At 67.5% G+C, this 18178-nt stretch carries 16 protein-coding genes; 6 read left to right on the top strand and 10 right to left on the bottom strand.

What is annotated here, in order from left to right:
• Positions 1–26 precede the first annotated feature (26 nt).
• The 4 genes from ligA to GRI99_RS07930 all read right to left on the bottom strand — a co-directional run bounded on the left by ligA (position 27) and on the right by GRI99_RS07930 (position 5276).
• Positions 27–2090 carry an NAD-dependent DNA ligase LigA gene (ligA, locus tag GRI99_RS07945; protein WP_160771480.1) on the bottom strand — a complete coding sequence of 688 codons (2064 nt, stop codon included), beginning with the start codon at positions 2088–2090 and terminating at the stop codon, positions 27–29.
• Positions 2077–2733, bottom strand: a complete 657-nt coding sequence (locus GRI99_RS07940) for a hypothetical protein (RefSeq protein ID WP_160771479.1) — start codon at positions 2731–2733, stop codon at positions 2077–2079. Before GRI99_RS07940 ends, ligA begins: the two co-directional genes overlap by 14 nt.
• A complete protein-coding gene (recN, locus tag GRI99_RS07935) occupies positions 2733–4412 on the bottom strand; it encodes a DNA repair protein RecN (protein WP_160771478.1) in 1680 nt (559 codons plus the stop codon). Before recN ends, GRI99_RS07940 begins: the two co-directional genes overlap by 1 nt.
• Positions 4413–4478: 66 nt before the next feature.
• Positions 4479–5276, bottom strand: a complete 798-nt coding sequence (locus GRI99_RS07930) for an outer membrane protein assembly factor BamD (protein WP_160771477.1) — start codon at positions 5274–5276, stop codon at positions 4479–4481.
• Between the two features lie 302 nt (positions 5277–5578).
• Here GRI99_RS07930 and GRI99_RS07925 point away from each other — a divergent pair, with 302 nt between their 5' ends.
• Complete coding sequence (locus tag GRI99_RS07925) at positions 5579–5887, top strand: TFIIB-type zinc ribbon-containing protein (RefSeq protein WP_160771476.1); 309 nt, start codon at positions 5579–5581, stop codon at positions 5885–5887.
• A gap of 54 nt (positions 5888–5941) precedes the next feature.
• Here the strand turns inward: GRI99_RS07925 and GRI99_RS07920 are convergent, their stop codons facing one another.
• The 3 genes from GRI99_RS07920 to GRI99_RS07910 form a co-directional block, all read right to left on the bottom strand.
• On the bottom strand, positions 5942–7999 hold the full coding sequence (locus GRI99_RS07920) for a TonB-dependent receptor domain-containing protein (protein WP_160771475.1): 2058 nt from the start codon (positions 7997–7999) through the stop codon (positions 5942–5944).
• A gap of 24 nt (positions 8000–8023) precedes the next feature.
• Complete coding sequence (locus tag GRI99_RS07915; protein WP_160771474.1) at positions 8024–8167, bottom strand: hypothetical protein; 144 nt, start codon at positions 8165–8167, stop codon at positions 8024–8026.
• A 165-nt stretch (positions 8168–8332) separates the two neighbouring features.
• The gene (locus GRI99_RS07910) at positions 8333–9241 is read right to left on the bottom strand and encodes a CmcJ/NvfI family oxidoreductase (RefSeq protein ID WP_160771473.1); all 909 of its coding nucleotides are present in this window, start codon (positions 9239–9241) and stop codon (positions 8333–8335) included.
• A 128-nt stretch (positions 9242–9369) separates the two neighbouring features.
• Between GRI99_RS07910 and GRI99_RS07905 the strand changes: the two genes are divergently transcribed.
• The 5 genes from GRI99_RS07905 (at position 9370) to GRI99_RS07885 (ending at position 12364) form a co-directional block, all read left to right on the top strand.
• The gene (locus GRI99_RS07905; RefSeq protein WP_160771472.1) at positions 9370–10392 is read left to right on the top strand and encodes a methyltransferase; all 1023 of its coding nucleotides are present in this window, start codon (positions 9370–9372) and stop codon (positions 10390–10392) included.
• 141 nt (positions 10393–10533) lie between these two features.
• A complete protein-coding gene (locus GRI99_RS07900) occupies positions 10534–10722 on the top strand; it encodes a Flp family type IVb pilin (protein ID WP_160771471.1) in 189 nt (62 codons plus the stop codon).
• Between the two features lie 105 nt (positions 10723–10827).
• The gene (locus GRI99_RS07895; RefSeq protein ID WP_160771470.1) at positions 10828–11007 is read left to right on the top strand and encodes a Flp family type IVb pilin; all 180 of its coding nucleotides are present in this window, start codon (positions 10828–10830) and stop codon (positions 11005–11007) included.
• Positions 11008–11069: 62 nt separating this feature from the next.
• Positions 11070–11474, top strand: a complete 405-nt coding sequence (locus tag GRI99_RS07890) for a hypothetical protein (protein WP_160771469.1) — start codon at positions 11070–11072, stop codon at positions 11472–11474.
• The gene (locus GRI99_RS07885; RefSeq protein WP_160771468.1) at positions 11471–12364 is read left to right on the top strand and encodes a FecR domain-containing protein; all 894 of its coding nucleotides are present in this window, start codon (positions 11471–11473) and stop codon (positions 12362–12364) included. Before GRI99_RS07890 ends, GRI99_RS07885 begins: the two co-directional genes overlap by 4 nt.
• A 19-nt stretch (positions 12365–12383) precedes the next feature.
• Here the strand turns inward: GRI99_RS07885 and GRI99_RS07880 are convergent, their stop codons facing one another.
• The 3 genes from GRI99_RS07880 to GRI99_RS07870 form a co-directional block, all read right to left on the bottom strand.
• A complete protein-coding gene (locus GRI99_RS07880) occupies positions 12384–13421 on the bottom strand; it encodes a phytase (RefSeq protein WP_160771467.1) in 1038 nt (345 codons plus the stop codon).
• Positions 13421–15760 (bottom strand): TonB-dependent receptor plug domain-containing protein, encoded by a 2340-nt coding sequence (locus tag GRI99_RS07875; protein WP_160771466.1) that lies wholly within the window; start codon positions 15758–15760, stop codon positions 13421–13423. The genes GRI99_RS07880 and GRI99_RS07875 overlap by 1 nt, the downstream gene beginning before the upstream one ends.
• 147 nt (positions 15761–15907) lie before the next feature.
• Positions 15908–18139: a CHASE2 domain-containing protein gene (locus GRI99_RS07870; protein WP_160771465.1), complete on the bottom strand. Its 2232-nt coding sequence runs from the start codon at positions 18137–18139 to the stop codon at positions 15908–15910.
• Between the last annotated feature and the right edge of the window lie 39 nt (positions 18140–18178).

The following is an 18178-nucleotide window of genomic DNA, read 5'->3' as shown; positions in this document are numbered from 1 at the left end:
CAAGAAAACGTTTGCCTGAGGAACGATCAGCCCGCTTCGGCCACGATCTGCGCCCAGGCGGCCTCGTCGATCACCTCGATGCCCAGCTCGGCCGCCTTCTTCAGCTTGGACCCCGCGCCAGGGCCCGCCACCAGCAGGTCCGTGGCGGCGGAGACCGAGCCGGCAGCGCGTGCGCCCAGCCGTTCGGCCTGGGCCTTGGCCTCGTCGCGGCTCATGGTTTCAAGCTTGCCGGTGAACACCACAGTCTTGCCGCTGACCGCGCTGGCCTTCGTCTCCACCACATAGGGCGGCGGGGTCACTTCCCGCAGGATGTCCTCCCACACGGCCACGTTGTGCGGCTCGTGAAAGAAATCGCCCAGCGCCTCGACCACGGCGGGGCCGATGCCGTCGATGCTGGTCAGTTCGGCCAGCGCCTCGGCATCGCCGGTATGGGCCTGCTGGGCCACCTCGCGCAAAGCCTCCAGCGTCACGAACCGCTTCAGGAGGTCGCGCGCCGTCACCGCGCCCACGTGGCGGATGCCCAGGCCGAACAGCAGCCGCGCGGCATCGGGGCTGCGGCGCGCCTCGATACTGGCCAACAGGTTGTCCACAGACTTGTCCTGCCACCCTTCACGGCCCACGATCTCGCTACGCCGCCGGCGAAGGCGGAAGATATCGGCCGGGCTCTCCAGCCAGCCCAGGGCGAAGAACTCGTCGATCGTCTTGTCACCCAGCCCGTCAATATCCATCGCCGCGCGGGAGACGAAATGCTTCAGCCGCTCGGTCCGCTGCGCCGGGCAGATGAGGCCGGCGGTGCAGCGCACGTCCACCTCGCCCTCCTCGGCCACGGCTTCGCTGTGGCATTCGGGGCAATGGTCGGGGAAGCGGTAGGCGGGCCGCTCCACCTCTCGCGTCAGGTTTTCCACCACCTGCGGGATCACGTCGCCCGCGCGCTGGATCACCACCCGGTCGCCCACCCGCAGGCCAAGTCGGGCAATCTCGTCTCGGTTGTGCAGGGTGACATTGGTGACGGTGACCCCGCCCACCAGCACCGGGGCCAGGCGGCCCACCGGGGTCAGCTTGCCGGTGCGGCCCACCTGGATGTCGATCGCCTCCACGGTTGTTTCCATCCGCTCGGCGGGGAACTTGTGGGCGATGGCCCAGCGCGGGGCCTTGGCCACGAAGCCCATCCGCGCCTGCCAGTCCAGCCGGTTGACCTTGTAGACCACGCCATCGATGTCATAGGGCAGCCCGGCCCGCCGCTGGCCGATGCTGCGGTAATGCTGCAGCAATTCTTCCACCGAATGGCACAGCACCAGGTCGGGCGAGATCGGCAGACCCCAGCCGGCGATGGCCTGCATCACTTCAAGCTGCGTCTCTGCCGGCAGGGCACTTGCCGCGCCCCAGCCGTGCGCCAGGAAGCGCAGCGGGCGCTGGCCGGTGACGCTGGCGTCCTTCTGGCGCAGCGATCCGGCGGCGGCATTGCGCGGGGTGGCAAACAGCCGTCCGCCACTGGCGGATTGCTGCGCGTTGAGCGCGGCAAAAGCCTGCTTTTCCATGTAAACTTCGCCGCGCACTTCGAACACCACCGGGGCTTGGCCGTGCAGATTTTGCGGAATGTCGGCGATGTAGGCCACGTTAGCAGTCACGTCCTCGCCCACCTGCCCGTCACCCCGCGTGGCGGCGCGCACCAGCACGCCGTTCTCATAGCGCAGCGAGCACGAAAGGCCGTCGATCTTGTCTTCCGCCGTGATCGCCACCGGGGCATCATCGGCCAGCGCCAGGAAGCGCCGCACGCGAGCGACGAAATCGGCCACCTCCTCGTCGGCAAAGGCGTTGTCGAGGCTCATCATGCGCACCTCGTGCGCCACCTTGCCCAGCGGTGACGCGGCCACTTCGTGCCCCACTGCCTGCGACGGACTGTCAGCGCGGATCAGGTGCGGAAAAGCCGCCTCCAGCTCGGCATTGCGGCGGACGAGCGCATCAAACTCCGCATCGGAAATCTCCGGCGCGTCATGGGCGTGGTACAGCCGATTATGATGCGCGATCTGCTTCGCCAGCCGCATCAGTTCGTTGGCGGCATCGGCTTCGGTGATTTCAGGCTTTGGCATTGAATTGAGCCGCAAGAGGACCGATTATCTTTAGATTCGTCTCAGGCATTCTCTCAAAATTTGAAGCTCCGCGCTTTTCGTCTGGATCATACCCCGCTCGACCTATCGCTGCGAAAATTCGATCTTGGACCCAGTCGGCAGCCTGCTCGAGCAAATTGCAAGAATCCTGGCCTTTGTAAAAGCCGTTACGCATTAAGATGATGGGTGAACCGTCTCCTCTTCCGAGTAAACCTCCCAGGATGGACGGCGGAGCCTGAACCTCGCCGTCAGGAGAAAGCCATGCCTCGTAAGCGGACCACTTATATTCGTGAATGATGTTGTCGCGCTCTTTTTTTAGAAATTCCCAGTATATTTGGTGCTTGCTGGGATCGGCCTTGATCAGCTTCCATTCAACATTGATTTCATCGCGGATTCGGGAGTCTAGGCATGAGCGGCTATCGACTCTAAAGAGGTCGATTGCGCTGCGGAGCGTGGTGCATGTTCCGATCCAAACGATCTTCCACTCAGAAAGCAAAAAGTTGGGCTGTGTGAGCAGATGCTTGAGGTGTCTTATTCCGCCACGTCCATCGCTCAAGGCACGAAATGAGGAGAGAAAGTACTTTATCGGAATGTAATTTGCCGAAAACTGCTTAGGGACTGTCATCACACCCCCTCCAGAAGCCGGTCTGCCTGGGCGCGCGCCTCTGGCGTAATCTCCGCGCCGCTGAGCATCCGGGCGATCTCCTCCTGCCGCCCCGCACTGTCCAACAGCGCCACCGAGGTGCGCGTGACAGTCCCCTCGCTGCTCTTGGCGATCATGTAGTGCGTGCCGCCGCGTGCGGCCACCTGCGGGCTGTGGGTGACGGCCAGCAGTTGCCCGCCCCCCTCTTCCCCTTGGCCAGCCAGCCGCGCCAGCCGTTCGCCGATGGCGCTGGCTACCGCCCCGCCCACGCCGCGGTCGATCTCGTCGAAGATCACCGTGGCGGCCCCGCCCTTTTCCGCCAGCGCCACCTTCAGCGCCAGGATGAAGCGGGACAGTTCGCCGCCCGATGCGATCTTGCCCAAGGGCGCAAAGTCCGCGCCGGGGTTGGTGGCGATCAGGAATTCCACCGTATCCATGCCGCCCGCGCCCCAGCGGTCCTCGTCCAGCAGGGTCACGGCAGTGCGGAAGCGGGCGGCGTCCAGCTTCAGCGGGGCGAGTTCGCCCGCCACGGCAGCATCCAGTTGCAGCGCGCCCGAAACGCGCGTGGCGTGCAATGCCTCGGCCCGCGCCAGATAGACCTGGCGGGTGCTGGCGACTTCCGCCTCCAGCGCGGCAACGTCGGCCTCACCATGCTCGATGGCATCCAGCGCCGCGCGCATCTCGCGCATCACGCGCGGCAGGTCATCCACCCGGCAATCGTGCTTGCGGGCCAGCGCCCGCAGTTCGAACAGGCGGGTCTCGGCGTTCTCCAGCTCCTGCGGATCGAACTCCATGGCCTCGGCTGCGCGGCGCAGGGAGTCTTCCGCCTCGCCCGCCTCGATCACGGCGCGGTCAAGGCTGGCGAGTGCTTCGGCCAGCACGGGATGCTGGTCGGCAATCCGGTCCAGCTTGCGGGCGGCGGCGCGCAGTTGCGCCAATGCGCTGTTTGACCCGTCCCAGTAGGTCCGCAGGTCCTGCAGGTCATCCGCCAGCCGCTCGCCCTTCTGCATGTCGGCCCGGGCGAGCGCCAGGCGCTCCTCTTCGCCTTCCTCGGGCTGCATGGCGGTCAGTTCTTCCAGGTGGGCCAGCAGCAGGTCCTGGTCGGCGCTGGCCTTGGCGATGGCCGCTTTTGCCGCAGAGAGGCGCGTCACGGCATCGGCCCAGGCGGCATGGGCGGCGGTCACGCCATCGACGTCGCCGCCGCAGAACCGGTCAAGCAGCAGGCGGTGGCCTCGGGGGTTCACCAACCCGCGATCATCGTGCTGGCCGTGCAGTTCCACGAGCGCCCCGGCGATCTCTCGCAGCAGGGCCACGCCCACCGGCTGGTCATTGATGAAGGCCTTGCTGCCCCCGTCAGCCTTGATGGTGCGGCGGATCAGCAGCGGCTCGCCCGGTTCCAGTTCCACCTCGGCTTCGGCAAGAGGACCGGCCACGGCGGCAGGCAGGGCGGCGAATTCGAAGGTGGCGGTAACTGAGGCCCCGTCCGCCCCGGCGCGCACCAGGCCTGTCTCGGCGCGGTTGCCCAGCACCAGCCCCAGCGCATCGAGCAGGATCGACTTGCCCGCCCCCGTCTCGCCCGTCAGCACGCCCAGCCCCGGCCCGAAAGCCAGGTCCAGCGCCTCGATCAGCACGACATTGCGGATGGCCAGGTGAGTCAGCATGGCAAGGCCCGCAGACTTAAGGCGGCGCGCACCGCAGCGCAATCGCCGCGGCGGAACAAAAGCGGATTATCCGGCGGTTGCTACGGCAGGCGCGTGTTCCTGCATCAGGTCGAACGCCTTCTGGTACCACTCGCTGCCCGGATAGTTGGCCCCCAGCACGGCGGCATAGCGCTGCGCTTCCACCGGCAGGCCCAGCGCCAGGCTGGTCTCGGTCAGGCGATAGAGTGCCTCGGGTGTGTGGCTGGTGGTCTGGTAGGTCTCCACCACCTCGCGAAAGCGGTACTGCGCCGCCAGCCAGTGGCCCGACCGTTCGTAGAAGCGGCCGATTTCCATTTCCTTGCCGGCCAGGTGGTCATTCACCAGGTCCAGCTTGATGCGGGCATCGGCGGCATACTCGCTGCGCGGGTAGCGGCGGATGATCTCGTTCATCGCCCGCTGGGCCTGCAGGGTGATTGCCTGGTCACGCGTGACGTCGCTGATCTGCTCGTAATAGCACATCGCGATCAGGTAATAGGCATAAGGCGCATCGCGGTTGCCCGGGTGGATCGAGATGAACCGCGTGGCCGACTGGATCGACTGGTTGTAGTTGCGGCTGGCGTAATAGGCAAAGGCGCTCATCAACTGGGCGCGGCGGGCCCAGGGCGAATAGGGGTGCTGGCGTTCCACCTCGTCGAACAGGGCGGCGGCCACGGTCAGGTCGCCGCGGTCCATCCGGGCCTTGGCCGAATTGTACAGCGTTTCCACGTCCCGCGCGACGTACTGCGTCTCACGCTCGTTGGTCCCGCCACCGCGGCCGGCACAGGCGGACAGGGCCAGGGCGGACACGGCCAGCAGGCCCACGGACAGGATCTTGGAATGCCTCATGCCGCCAGCCTATAACCAGCGCGGTGATGAACGCCAAGTGAAAGGGTGGCCTTTGTCACCCGTGCCGGGACCTGCGGTGCCGCTGGCCCGCGCATGATCCGGCCGCTGCGGTTTTCCGGCTCTTGCGAACGCCTGGCACGCCCCCATATTGAGGGTGCGGGCCGGGCCCCTCTGGCGATGGGAACATCGTGATGTCGGACCGCATCGGGGTGACCCGATGATGGCTCGGCTCCCTGGTTCCCCCGCCCCGCCAGCATCGGCCACCCCGGTTTGGAAGCAGCCAACCGAGGAGACCCTTGCCGATGACCAATCCCGCCGCCGGAATGCCCTGCCCCGTATGCCGAGTTGCCCTCGTGATGAGCGAGCGGCAGGGGGTGGAGATCGACTATTGCCCGCAGTGCCGCGGCGTGTGGCTCGATCGCGGCGAGCTCGACAAGATCATCCAGCGCACGGTGGAACACGACGTGGCCCCGCTGGTCACCCCGCGCGCAGCCCCTTATTCCTCCGCCCCGCCGCCGCAGCAGCAGGCCTATGGCCACGACCACTACCGGCCCGACCGGCGCGGCTATCCCAAGCGCAAGAAATCGTTCCTGGAAGAACTGTTCGACTGAGCGGCGAAAGGGGTCGGCAGGTCCGGCCCCTTCCCCGTCACCGACAGGCAAGGATCAGAAGTCGATCCGCGCCCGCACCCCCACTTCGCTGGGCGCACCATAGAACTCGTTGTTGCCCGACTGGCCGCTGACATAGTCCTTGCCCGCCAGGTTGGTGCCATACAGTTCGATCGAATAGTCGCCGAAATCGGCGGTCAACTGGGCCGACAGCAAGCCGCGCCCGGGCAGGAAGTCCAGCGCCGGGTTGTACAGCAGGTTGGTCCAGCGCGAACCGACATAGGCATAGTTGATGCGCGGGGTCAGCGAACCGCCTTCCAGCCAGATCTCGTATTGCAGGCCGAAGTTGTACGACCACTTGGGCGAGAACAGGTTGGGCCCGCCCCCGGCGGTTACCTGGAACGGCGCATAGTTGAAGCACACCGGCGGGTTGGACGCGGTGCCCGTGGGGCACTGCGGCCCGAGCTGGCCGATCTGCGGCAGGGTGCGCTGGTTGACGATCACCACCTCGTCCAGCGAGCTGTCGACATAGGCGAGGCCCGCATCGAAGCCGAACCCGCCCACGTTGGCCTGGGCCTGGAATTCCAGCCCCTTGATCGTGGCATTGGCGATGTTGATCACCCCGGTCTGCCCGGTCAGCGGCTCCAGCGCGTCGAACTGGAAATCGCTGTAATCCATGTAGAACGCGCCCACCTGGGTGCGCAGGTGGTTGTCGAGGAAGCTGCCCTTCCAGCCCAGTTCGTAATCCATCACCGTTTCCGGCCCGAATTCGGACGTGGCGTTGTTGGCCCCGCCCGGCTTGTAGCCGCGCGCGACGAAGGCGTAGAAGTTGTGGTCCACGTTGGGCGTCCAGTTGAGCGCCACCTTGCCCGTGGCGCGGCCATCGTCATGAGCGCCGGCAAGGTTGGCCACCACCAGGCCGTTGGGGCCGAACACCGGCCCTTCCGATCCGATCGTCACGCTGCCTTCGCTGGTCACGTCATAGGCCGAATAGCGCCCGCCCACCTGCAGTTCGAGCTGCGGCGACAGTTCGAAGCCCACCTGCGCGAACACGCCCAGCGTCTGCTTGTCCTGGAAGTTGAGGATATCCACCGGATCGCCCACGAAATCGCCGCTGCGGTTCTCGATGATGACGTCGATCTTGTTCTGCTGGAAATAGCCGCCCAGGATCCAGGTGAAGGGCCCTTCATCGGGCGAGATCAGGTTGAATTCCTGGGTGATCTGCCGTTCGCGCACGAATTGGTCGGAGACCTGCACGAAGCTGGCCGCCGGATCACTGGTCGAGGCACGATCGGACCCGTCCAGGTCGTAAAGATTGTTGATCCGTTTGTTGAGGTAGCCGCTGACCGAGCGCAGCACGATCCCGTCGCCCAGCTCGTAGCGCAGTTCAAGGCTGGAGTGGAACGCGCGCTCGTTGTTGAGCGTGGGGGCGTTGTAGGACAACAGCCGGTAATCGGCCCGCCGCGCATTGGCAAAGGTGGTGCCGGCGATCGGGCGATAGGCATAGCCGCCGGTGTTCTTGTCGATCCATTCAACCTTGGCCAGGGCGCGGAAGTTCTCCGGCTCCCACAGCAGGCCCACGCGCACGGCCTGCTCGTCCAGCGCGCCCGGCTCGTTGGCGAAGGGGCCGACATCGGTGTAATAGCTGTCGCGCCAGCGGGTGGTGCCGGCCACGCGCACTGCCACGTCCTGCGCCAGCGGCAGGTTGATCGCCCCTTCCACGCCATAGGCATCATAGCTGCCATAATGGGCTTCGGCATAGCCCCCGATCGCGTCCAGTTCGGGGTTGCGGGTGTTGATGAAGATCGCCCCGCCCGTGGAGTTCGAGCCGACCAGCGTGCCCTGCGGCCCGCGCAGCACCTCGATCGTGGCGATGTCATAGAACGTGGACGAGGTGATGATCGGCGGCTGGAATACGCCGTCGATATACTGCGCCACGCCGTTGGCCACTGCCGGCGAGCCGCTGGCGATGCCGATGCCGCGCAGGTTGACCGACTGGGTCAGGCCCTGGTCGGTGATCGATACGGAGGGGGCGGCAAATTGCAGGTCGGCCAGGCGTTCCACCGCCTTGTCGTCCAGCATGTCACCCGACAGCGCGGTGGCGGCAATCGGCACGTCCTGCAGGTCTTCCTCGCGCCGCTAGGCGGTGACGATGATGACCGGCGGCTGGTCGTTGCGCGCCGCCTCGGCGGCATCGCTATCCTGCGCGGCAGCGGGCGCCGCAAGGGCGATGGTGAGCGCAAGGGGCGCGACGGAAGCCGCGAGAATTCGCCTGGTGTTCATGTTGTTCCTCCCAATCGGCACCCTCGTCATCCAGCGACGGGGTGCTTCTGCGGGAAAGCATAAGGACAGCCGCAATCGATTGCAAGCGAGGACAAAAGCAACCTCGCACCTTTGCTAAATCTGTCACTTAGGGGATTTTGACAAAGGCAATTGATTGCCGGACTGCTATTCCCAGAACGCCACGCTGCGGCACTCGATGCTTTCCCGGATGTTGGCGCCCGGAGCGCTGCTGTCGCGGAAGGCCGAGTGGGGGCAGCGCCAGGTGACCGAATGGTCGCTGTCGTGGAACTTGAACAGTAGCGCGTCGTCTGCCGTCATGCCGCTGAAATACCACCAGCGGTGGCCGGGGTGATGACTGAAGATGGTCGCCGCCAGCCGCTCGCCCTCGCCCGGATCGGGTGCCGGCAGCGCATCGCCCACGGGAAACTCGTCGACGATGTAGAGGGTGTTCGATTTCTCCTCGCCGCCAAAGCTGGAGCGCCCGTCCATCATCGCCAGCGGCACGTCCTGCGGCGGCGGGCTGAAGGTGCGCCAGAAGCTGCTGATCAGGAAGCGCTTGAAACCCGGCCCGTGGGGGAAGTGCTTGGCATAGGTCGCCTCGGCCATGCGCCGCGCGGTGGGGGTGTTGATGTCCACGTGCGCCTCGCCCGCCGGGGGCTGCGTGCCGCCGGAATGCTGGTAGCCGGCCACCTTCTGCGCTTTCACTGCGGACAGGTCGGCGCTGGTGCGGATCATCCAGCCGCGCGCCACGCACTTGTCCGCGCCCGTCAGCCGCAGCACCTCGCGCTCCACCTCGCGCTCGTACAGGGCATCGACCTGCGCCTTGTCATGGAAATCGGCCACAGCGCTGCGGCTGCGGGCGATCACGAAGCCGTGGGTATCCAGCGAGAAGTGATAGCGCACCGGCATCCCGTCGCGGATCGTCACCTCGTGGTCGGAATAGGTGCCGGTGTTGATCTCCTCACCCTGGCTGACATAGCGGCGGGTGATGAAATCGCCCGGATCGACATAGCGCATCATCGCCCGCACCTCGCGCGCGCCCGCTTCCGGATCGTTCTCCAGGACACTGGCCATTGTCTTCTCTCCCAACCCTATCATAACGTCTGTTAGAAACATGCAACGGCGCACTGGCGCTACGCAAGCAGGAACAATAGCCTGCGGACAAAATCAACCGAAGCGATTCGAGTTGGGGGAGAGATACGATGGGGCCCTTGCCGCCAAGCACCGACGACCGGCTGATCTGGGACATGTGGGAGGCGCAGTTCCGCCTGCCGGTGGCCACCGTGGCGGACGAGGTGGGCACCTTTCGCGCGCTGGGCAACGGCCCGCTGACCACCGAGGATCTGGCCGCCGCGATCGGGGTGGACGCCCGTGCCCTCGGCATCCATCTGGGTGCGCTCGCCTCCAGCGGTCTCGTCGAAAAGCGGGACGGCAGGTGGCTGGCCACCCCCGCCGCGCGCACCTGGCTGCACCCGGAAGCGGAAGGCTACTGGGGCGGGTTCATCGCCCGCTTCCGCCAGACCGAGCCGCTCCACGCCAAGCTGCTGGAAACGTTGCGCACCGGTAAGCGCCCGGCCGATGCCGTATCCGGCGGCCCGGAATGGGAGCGCGGCACGATGAGTGCCGAGACCGCCCGCCAGATCGCCGCCTTCATGCACGCCCATTCGATGGCCCCGGCCAAGGGGGCGGCGGTGCAGAGTATATTCCGCGAGATCGGCAGCGTGATGGACGTTGGCTGCGGATCGGGCGTCTATGGCATCGCCTTTGCCCGCGAGAACCCGCAGCTTGCCGTGACCCTGCTGGACCTGAAGGAGATGTGCGCCGAGGCGGCAGGCTATGTCGCCCGCGCCGGTCTGTCGGACCGGGTGAAGACCAACCCCGCCAACATGTTCGAGGAGGACTGGCCCACCGGCCACGATGCCCACTTCTTCGCCAACGTGTTCCACGACTGGTCGGAGGAAACCAACCTGCTGCTGGCGAAGAAAAGCTTTGCCGCCCTGCCCAGCGGCGGCCGCATCCTGCTGTCCGAAATCCTGATGAACGATGACCTGGCCGGCCCCTGGCATGCCGCCGCCTTCAGCCTGCTGATGCTGCTGGGCACGCTGGGCAAGCAGTATTCCCTGCCCGAATTCCGCGCCATCCTGGAGGAAGCGGGTTTCGTGGACGTGCAGGCGGTGCGCACCGGCGGCGGCTATTACTCGCTGGTCTCCGCGCGCAAGCCCTGAGCGGCACCGTGCCCGGACAAACGTGGTGTAAAGCGGGTTAAGGCCATCCCCTCACCACAAGCGGCAACCCGCCGCTAACCGGGCCTGTTTCACCCCCGTTAGGCGACAATTGGGGGTCGCGAGACTTTGGGGATGCGAGACATGATCTTTTTTCGCAAGAGCTTCTGGCGCCGGCTGGCGCAGGATACGCGCGGCGTGACCGGCATCGAATATGGCCTGATCGCCAGCCTGATCGCGATGGCGGCGCTGACCGGCATGGATACCCTGGGTGCAGGGGTGCAGGCCAAGTTCGAGGGCGTGGACAGCAAGGTTTCCGCCGCCGTGCAGTAACCGGGCCCGCCACCGCAGCACTACGTAGGGTTGCGGGAGGGGGCTGGCGAGGCCTGGCCGGGTAAGGCGCGGGGAACCACTCCAGCGTCTCCGGGACCCAAGCCGATGATCCGTGCCCCCTTCCGCCGCCTGTTGCGCGATACGCGCGGGGCCACTGCGCTCGAATACGCGCTGATCGCCGCGCTGGTCGGCCTTGCCGCCGTCACGGCCTATGCCAACCTGGGCGATACGATCAGCACCCAGTACAGCGAGGTCAATTCCTCGGTCAGCGACGCCGTCAACTGACGGCCGGCGCTTGCCGCGTGTAGGGCAAGTGTGGCACTCTCCGCCACGGAGGAGGGAGGCCGATGATCGCCGCCTGTTTACGCCCGCTTGCCGTGCTGGCCCCGCTGCTGGCCCTGCTGCTGGCTGCCCCTGCAAATGCCCAGTCGCTTGACGAGCTGGACGCCCTCGCCACTGCCTCGCAGCAGGAGGAGGCCGGAACCGCCCTTGCCCAGCAGCAGGCGGCCGAGGGGCGCTGGCTGGAGGCGCTGGCTACGCTGGACCGGGTGCTGGCGGTAAACCCCCGCTCGCAAGGCTCGCGCCTGCTCCACGCACTCTACCTGTGCGAGGTGGACGACAAGCAGGGCGGCCTGCTGGAACTGGCGCGCCTGAAACCCCGCGAACTGGCCGAGCGCCGCCGCGATGGCGAAGCAATCCTGGCCAATGCCGAGGCCCGCTGCCGCGCCGCCGGAACGGGAGCCGCGAAATGACCCGCGCCCTGTTTGCCGCCGTGGCGCTCCTCGCGCTCGCCACCCCTGCCGTGGCGCAGCAACAGCAGGTGGGCACCGCCGCCAGCGTTGTGGGTGAGGTCAACCTGACCAACGCCGTGATAACCCGCCCGCAGCGTGTGGCGCTGGGCCGCCGCCTTTCCTGGGGTGACCAGATCCGCACCGGCCACGGCGCGCAGATGCAGATCCTGCTGCTAGATCGCACCACCTTCGGCGTGGGCCCGCGCTCGACCTTGCGGATAGACCGCTATGTCTATGATCCCGCCGCCAGCCGCTCGCTGGCGGCCACGCTGCTGGAAGGGGCGCTGCGCTTCCTCAGCGGGCGGCAGGCCAGCGGCAACAGCGCCGATATCGATACGCCATCGGGCCGCATCGGCATCCGCGGCACTGCGCTCGACATGCTGGTGGGCGAACACGCCCGCGCCATTGCCCGCAACGAGCCCGCCGTGGGCGGCGGCAACAACGCCAGCGAGCGCGAGGCAACTCTGGTGGTGCTGCGCGGCCCCGGCACGGCAGGCGGCCTGACCCCCGGCCTGGCCGACGTCACGGCGGCAGGGGTCACCGTGCGGCTCGACCGCCCCGGCATGGCCGCGTTCATCCCGCGCAACGGTGCCCCGCCCATCGGCCCCTTCCAGATCAGCGACGCAGGGCTTGGCCGGATCATCGATCGCGTCTCCGCCACGGTGGAGCGGGCGAACGACGGCAGCCTGCTGGGCGACATCCTGCCTGTGGCCGCAGGCGTGGCGGCCGTGGTAGGCGTGGCCGTGCTGACCGATGGTGACGGGGACGGCAGACAAACGGTGACGACACCGAACGATGTGCCCAATTCCACCGTGGGCGGGCCGAACAGTCCCACCGCCCCGCCCAATTGAGACCGGGCGGGATGACCGCCTATTCGGCCAGCCCCAGCGCCTCTGCCACGGCCTGCCAGCTCACCAGCTTGAAGTTCTGCGCGGCGGGGGCGTTGTGCCCGTCCTGTGCCACGAACAGCCCTTGCGGATAGAGCGGCCCGAAGTCACCCAGGACCAGGTCGATCCCGTCGGTCTCCTCGGTTGCGCCAAGCGTGCCTGCGGCAATGCGGAACCGGCCTACCGGGGTCACGCCGGGAAGCGCGAACACGGCGTAGGCATTGTCACCCTGGCTGGACGCGACCAGGTAGCCGCCATCGGTGCCGGACGGGGCGAGCGCCAAGCCTTCCAGATCGGCCACCAGGTACTGGTTGTCGATCGGCGCGACGAGTTCCCCGGCGCTTGTCCCGGCGGCAAAACGCCACAGCCCGCGCGTCTCCTCGCCCACGTAGAGCGTGCCGTTGCGGTTATCGACCACGCAGCCTTCGGGCTGGCTGGCGACCGTCAGCGTGCGCTCCATCGTGAACTGCGGGGTGGCGCCGGCAAGGTCGATCCGCACCTCGTGCGTGCGGCCTTCCTTCAGCACCGAATAGGCGCGCAGCACGCCATCGCGATAACCCAGGCACAGGCCATAGCCCTCGCCCGCGCCGCCGGGGCCATTGGCCAGCGGCTCCAGCGTGGCGGTGGCGGTGTTCAGGCGATAGACCTGCAGCACGGCCTGCGTCAGGTCGTTGCGGTCGCTCGCCACCACGATTACGCCCTGCGCGCCCCCGGACTGGCCCAGGTCCACCACGTCCACGTTGTTGACCAGGCCCGAGTTGGTGAAGCTCTTCACCTGCCCGTCCAGGCCATAGACGTAGAGGCCCGCCTTCTTGTCGGTGGCCACGATCAGGCTGGCTTGCGGGTTGGCCGTGTTGCGCCAGATCGCCGGATCGTCCGCCGCATCCTGGTTGGCGGTGCCCACCGGCACGGTTTCCGCCAGCGCGGTAACGGTCACCGGCGGCAGGCCCTGCGGCGGGGTGGTGGCGCAGGCGGCCAGGGCAAAAGCCCAGGCCGCTGCGATGAAAACTTGCCCCCGCATCAGAAGGCGTACCGCGCGATCAGCTGGAACACCGGGCCGGCTTCCTCGGTCTCCAGCTCGTACTCGTCGAAGCTGCGATCCTGCTGGTCTTCGATGGTGGTGAACTTGTTGAACACCTCGTCCTTGCTGGAGTCGAGCAGGTTGGAGCCCACCAGGCGCACGGTGAAGCTGTCACCGAAGCGCTTCTCCACGAACACTTCCAGGTCCGCGCCATAGGTGGTGGTCACTTCCTCGCCCACGGTGCGATCAAACGCCGCCCCCTGCTTGCGGTAGTTCACGCCCAGGGCGGCCCCCAGCGAGGGGAAGTCCTGAATCAGGCCCACGTTGTAGACATACTCGCTCTGCCCGTTGAAACGGCGGGTGCCGAACACGTCGGTGATCTCGCTGTCGACATAGCCCAGGTTGCCGAACACGCCGGTATCGGGCAGGCCCAGGAAGCCGAGGCTGGTCGACAGGTCGAACTCCACGCCCCACACCTTGCCGTCGCCGGTGTTGCGCGGTTGGAGCACGAAAGTGCCCGCGCCTTCCGAACCCTCCACCCCGGTGTTGGCCACTTCCACCAGGTTCTGCACAGCCCGGTAGAAGAAATTGATGCCCGCCACGCCGGTGCGGCCCAGCCGGTGTTCATAGCCCACATCGCCACCCCAGGCGGTTTCCGGGGCGAGCTGCGGATTGCCCAGCAGGTCGTTGTCACCCAGCTCGGCCTCCAGCAGCGCGGGGCTGATGTAGTCGAGGCGCGGACGGCGCATGGTGCGCGCGGCCGACAGGGTGAAGCGGCCATCGCCGACGCTGATCTTGGCCGAGGCCGAAGGCAGGATGTAATCGTAGGAGTTGGTCTGCACCCGCTGCGCCGCCGCCACGGTCAGGTCCTCGATGGTGACATCGGTGTTTTCCCAGCGGATGCCTGCCTCGAAGCTCAGCGCGCCGCTCTCACCCTCGATCAGGGCAAACAGGTCGCGGCGGTCTTCCTCGATGGTGTTGAGGCCGCCAGCCGGGGCTGCGAACGGGGCGAAGGTGCCGACGAAGTCCAGCGGGGTCTGGCTGAACTGGTTGTAGCCGGTGCGCATGGCCGCCGGCAGGTTGAAGCGGCTGCGGATCTCGCCGATGTCGGTATCGCGGTCCTTGTTTTGGGCAAAGCCGCCGATGGCCAGGTCAAGATCGTCCGCCAGCTTGAAGATGTGCTCCAGTTGCAGCGACATTTCCTCGTCCACGATGTCGACCTGCGTCAGATCACCGGTAAAGCGCGGCGCGGTGCGATCGAAGTCGATCTCGTACTCGTACTCGAACTGGTCATCGGTGAAGCGGGAGAAGGCAGCCCGCAGCTTGGTCTCGCCCAGCGCCCATTCCTGCTCCAGCTCGGATTCCAGCGAGAAGCTGGTCTGGCTGATGTCGTTGACGTTGTCGTTATCGGTCAGCAGGTTGCCCGGCGGGGTGGTGCGCACCGGACCGCTGATGGCGGTGGGGCTGTTGTATTCAAAGCTGCGCTCGGTCTCGGTGCGGTCGGTGCGCACGAAGTTGCCCGCCAGCTCGAACCGGGTGGTGTCCGCATCGATCACGTAGGACACGTTGCCGGCATAATCGATCCCGTCACGGGTATCGGTCTGGTCCTCGCGGTTGTCGAAATCGTCCGCGAAGAAGTCCGGATTGTTCTCGGGAGAATCGCCGAAGCGCAGGCTGGTCTTCTGCTTGGGGTTATAGCGGCCCTGGACGTTGAAGCCGGCCAGCACGCGGCCCGGCCCCATCTCGCCGCCGAAGTAGACGCCCACGCTGGGCTTGATCTCGCCATCGTTGAAATACAGGCCGCCCGCGCGCATGTAGCCGCCATCCAGCGACAGGCCATCGCGCAGTTCGATGTTGATCGTGCCGGCCACGGCATCACCGGTACGGCGCGCGGTGGACGAGCGGACGATCTCCACCCGCTCGATCAGTTCGGCGGGTACGCGGTCAAGGAAGAACGAGCGGTCGGCGTTGGAACCGGGAACGCGGTCACCGTTGATCAGGATCTGGGTATAGCCGGGATCGAGGCCGCGCAGGCGGGCACCGTCGCTTTCGATCACGTCCGACAGGAAGGTGACCGAGGGCACGCGGCGCAGCGCGTCACCGGCGGTCAGCGGCTCGAACCGCTGGAAGAACTGCTCGTCATAGACCAGCTCGGGCACGGCATCCTCGCTGCGGTTGCGATAGCCGATGCCGCTGAGAACGACGATGGTGCTGGCATCCTGCACCTGGGTCTCGTCCGCCGTTCCGGCGGGGGCCTGGTCCTGGGCGGCGGCCGGCAGGGCAATGGCGCTGGCAAGGGCGGCAGTGGCGGCGGTGAGGAGGAAGCGCGAACGAAGCATGGGGGTGGTCCCGTCTGGTTGAATGACGGGGGCGCACTGGCCCTGCTGCGTTGCAACGGGACGACAGATTTGTTGCGGCGCCGTGACAGCGGCAGGCTGTTACCCGAAGGCCACAGGGCCATGCCGCCTGTGCCTGTCAGCGTGGGCCTACTTCTCCGTCGCGGTAAACACCCCGTCCCAGCCCGCGCCCGGCGGATCGGCGCGCAGCGTGGCCACGCGTTGCCGGTAGAGCGCGTGCAGGCCGGGGATGCCGAGCGCCGCGTATAGCGGTTGTCCCTCGGCCAGCAGGCGCTCCGCCGCGTCCCATTCCTGCGGGCGGTAGGCGGCCAGCATCTGGTCGTGCAGGTGGCGCAGCGCCAGGAACTGCGGGTCGGCCGCCAGCGTCTCGTCACCCAGCAGGGCAGACGGGGTGGCGGGCTGGTCGCGGCCCACCACGCGCACCCGGTCTAGCTCCAGCAGGGCAAAGCCGGGCAGGCGCGCGGCCATGGCCTCGCCTACGGCGATGGGCACGCCGTAGAGCTTGGTCAGCCCCTCCAGCCGGCTGGCCACGTTCACCGTGTCACCGATCAGGGTGTAGGACAGGCGCTCGGCGCTGCCCATGTTGCCCACGCAGCACAGGCCGGTGTTCAGGCCCACACCGATCTTCACCTCGCCGGGCCACGGCACCTTGTTCTGCCGGGGCATCGTGCGGTTCAGTTCCGCCACCTTGGCAACCATCTCCAGCGCGGCGCGGGCGGCGTTCTGCGGGTGCTCGGGATCGTCCAGAGGGGCGTTCCAGAAGGCCAGCACGGCATCGCCGATGTACTTGTCCAGCGTGGCCTTGCGGGCCAGCAGGATCGCGCTCATCGGTGTGAGGAAGGCCACCAGGAAGTCGATCACCTGGCGCGGGCTGAGGCGTTCGGAAATGCGGCTGAAGCCGCGGATGTCGGCCATCAGCACGCTCATGTCGCGCTCCTCGCCACCCAGTTCCAGCCGCCCCGGATCGGCGGCGATCTGGCGCACCAGTTCGGGCGAGAGGTAGCGATCGAAGGCGCGGTGGATATAGCTGCGGCGGCGCTCCTCGCGGCGGAAGGCCAGCACCGTCTGCACGGTATAGACCGCCAGCAGCGCCAGCACCGGCCAGGTGGGATCAAGCAGGTAGCCCGCGCGGGTGAAGGCCAGCCAGCTGCCCCCCACCGCCAGCGCCACGCCTGCCAGCGCCACCACGGCCCCCCTGGCCGCGCCCAGCCGGGGCAGAGACAGGGCCAGGGCGCCGCCGGCCAGCAGGGCCAGCACCCATTCCAGCGCAAAGGCCCAGTCCGGCCGCTGGAGGAAGTGCCCCGCCAGCATCTGCTCGGCCGCGGCGGCGTGGGTGTTCACCCCGGCGGTGCGCTCGCTCAGCGGGGTGGAGACGAGGTCCTGCAGCCCCACCGCACTTCCGCCCACGAAGACGATCCGCCCGCCCACCACCTCGCGCAGGGCTTGCGGGCTGATTTCGCCCCCGATGATGCGCGCGGCGCTGAGCACGGGGCGGGTGTCATTGCGCGGGTAGTGCACCCACATCTCGCCGCCCGCGTCGACCGGGATCACCGTATCGCCCAGCCGCACCGAGACCGCCGCGCCGGGAGCGGCCAGCGTCTCGCCGCTGCCGTCGCTGGTGGTCAGGTCGGGGTTGCCTGCGCCGGTCGCCAGCCGCACGGCCTCCAGGCCCAGCGAGGGGACCAGCGTACCGCGATGGATCGCCACCAGCGGCGCCCGGCGAACGATGCCGTCGGGGTCCGCCTCCAGCGTCAGCGAGCCGGTGCCCGCCGCCGCCTGCTCCAGCACCGGAAGCGGCAGCAGCGCGCCCTGGTATTGCGCCACCGATCGGGTGGGGAGCGAGCCGTGGAGCAGGAACGGCGCGGCCGGCTCCACCGCGCGGCCGATCCGCTGCCGATCGAGGAAGAAGCCCGCCACCACCGGCACGCTGGCAAAGCTCTGCGCCAGCGCGGCATCGTGGCCGGGGAGCGCGGCGAGTGCGGGCAGGCCCAGCCGCGTGGCCAGTTGCTCCGGGCTAGTGCGGTCGGGTTCGGAAAAGACCACGTCGAAGGCCACCACCTTCGCCCCCGCCTGCCCCAGCCGGGTGGTGAGCGTGGCGAGGTCGGTGCGCGGCCAGGGCCACTGGCCCAGGGTGGCGATGGACGCCTCGTCGATATCGACCACCACCACCTGCCCCGCCCCGCTGGCGACCGGCGCGGGGGCCAGCCGCTGCCAGCCGTCGAACACCTGCAAGCGCACGCGCTGCAGCGGCGCGGGGTCGGTCCAGGCGAGCAGCGCCAGCAGGCCCAGCACGGCCAGCCCCGCCGCCGAAAGGCTGCGCTCGGCCAGCCAGTGCCGCACCCGGGCCATGATATCGCGCAACGCCTGCCCTCCCCCCACGGGATGATGGAGGGCACCCTA

It is taken from the genome of Alteraurantiacibacter buctensis (assembly GCF_009827655.1).
Lineage (GTDB): Bacteria > Pseudomonadota > Alphaproteobacteria > Sphingomonadales > Sphingomonadaceae > Alteraurantiacibacter > Alteraurantiacibacter buctensis.
The sequence above is the reverse complement of the archived record's forward strand: the minus strand, read 5'-3'. Positions and strand labels throughout refer to the sequence as shown.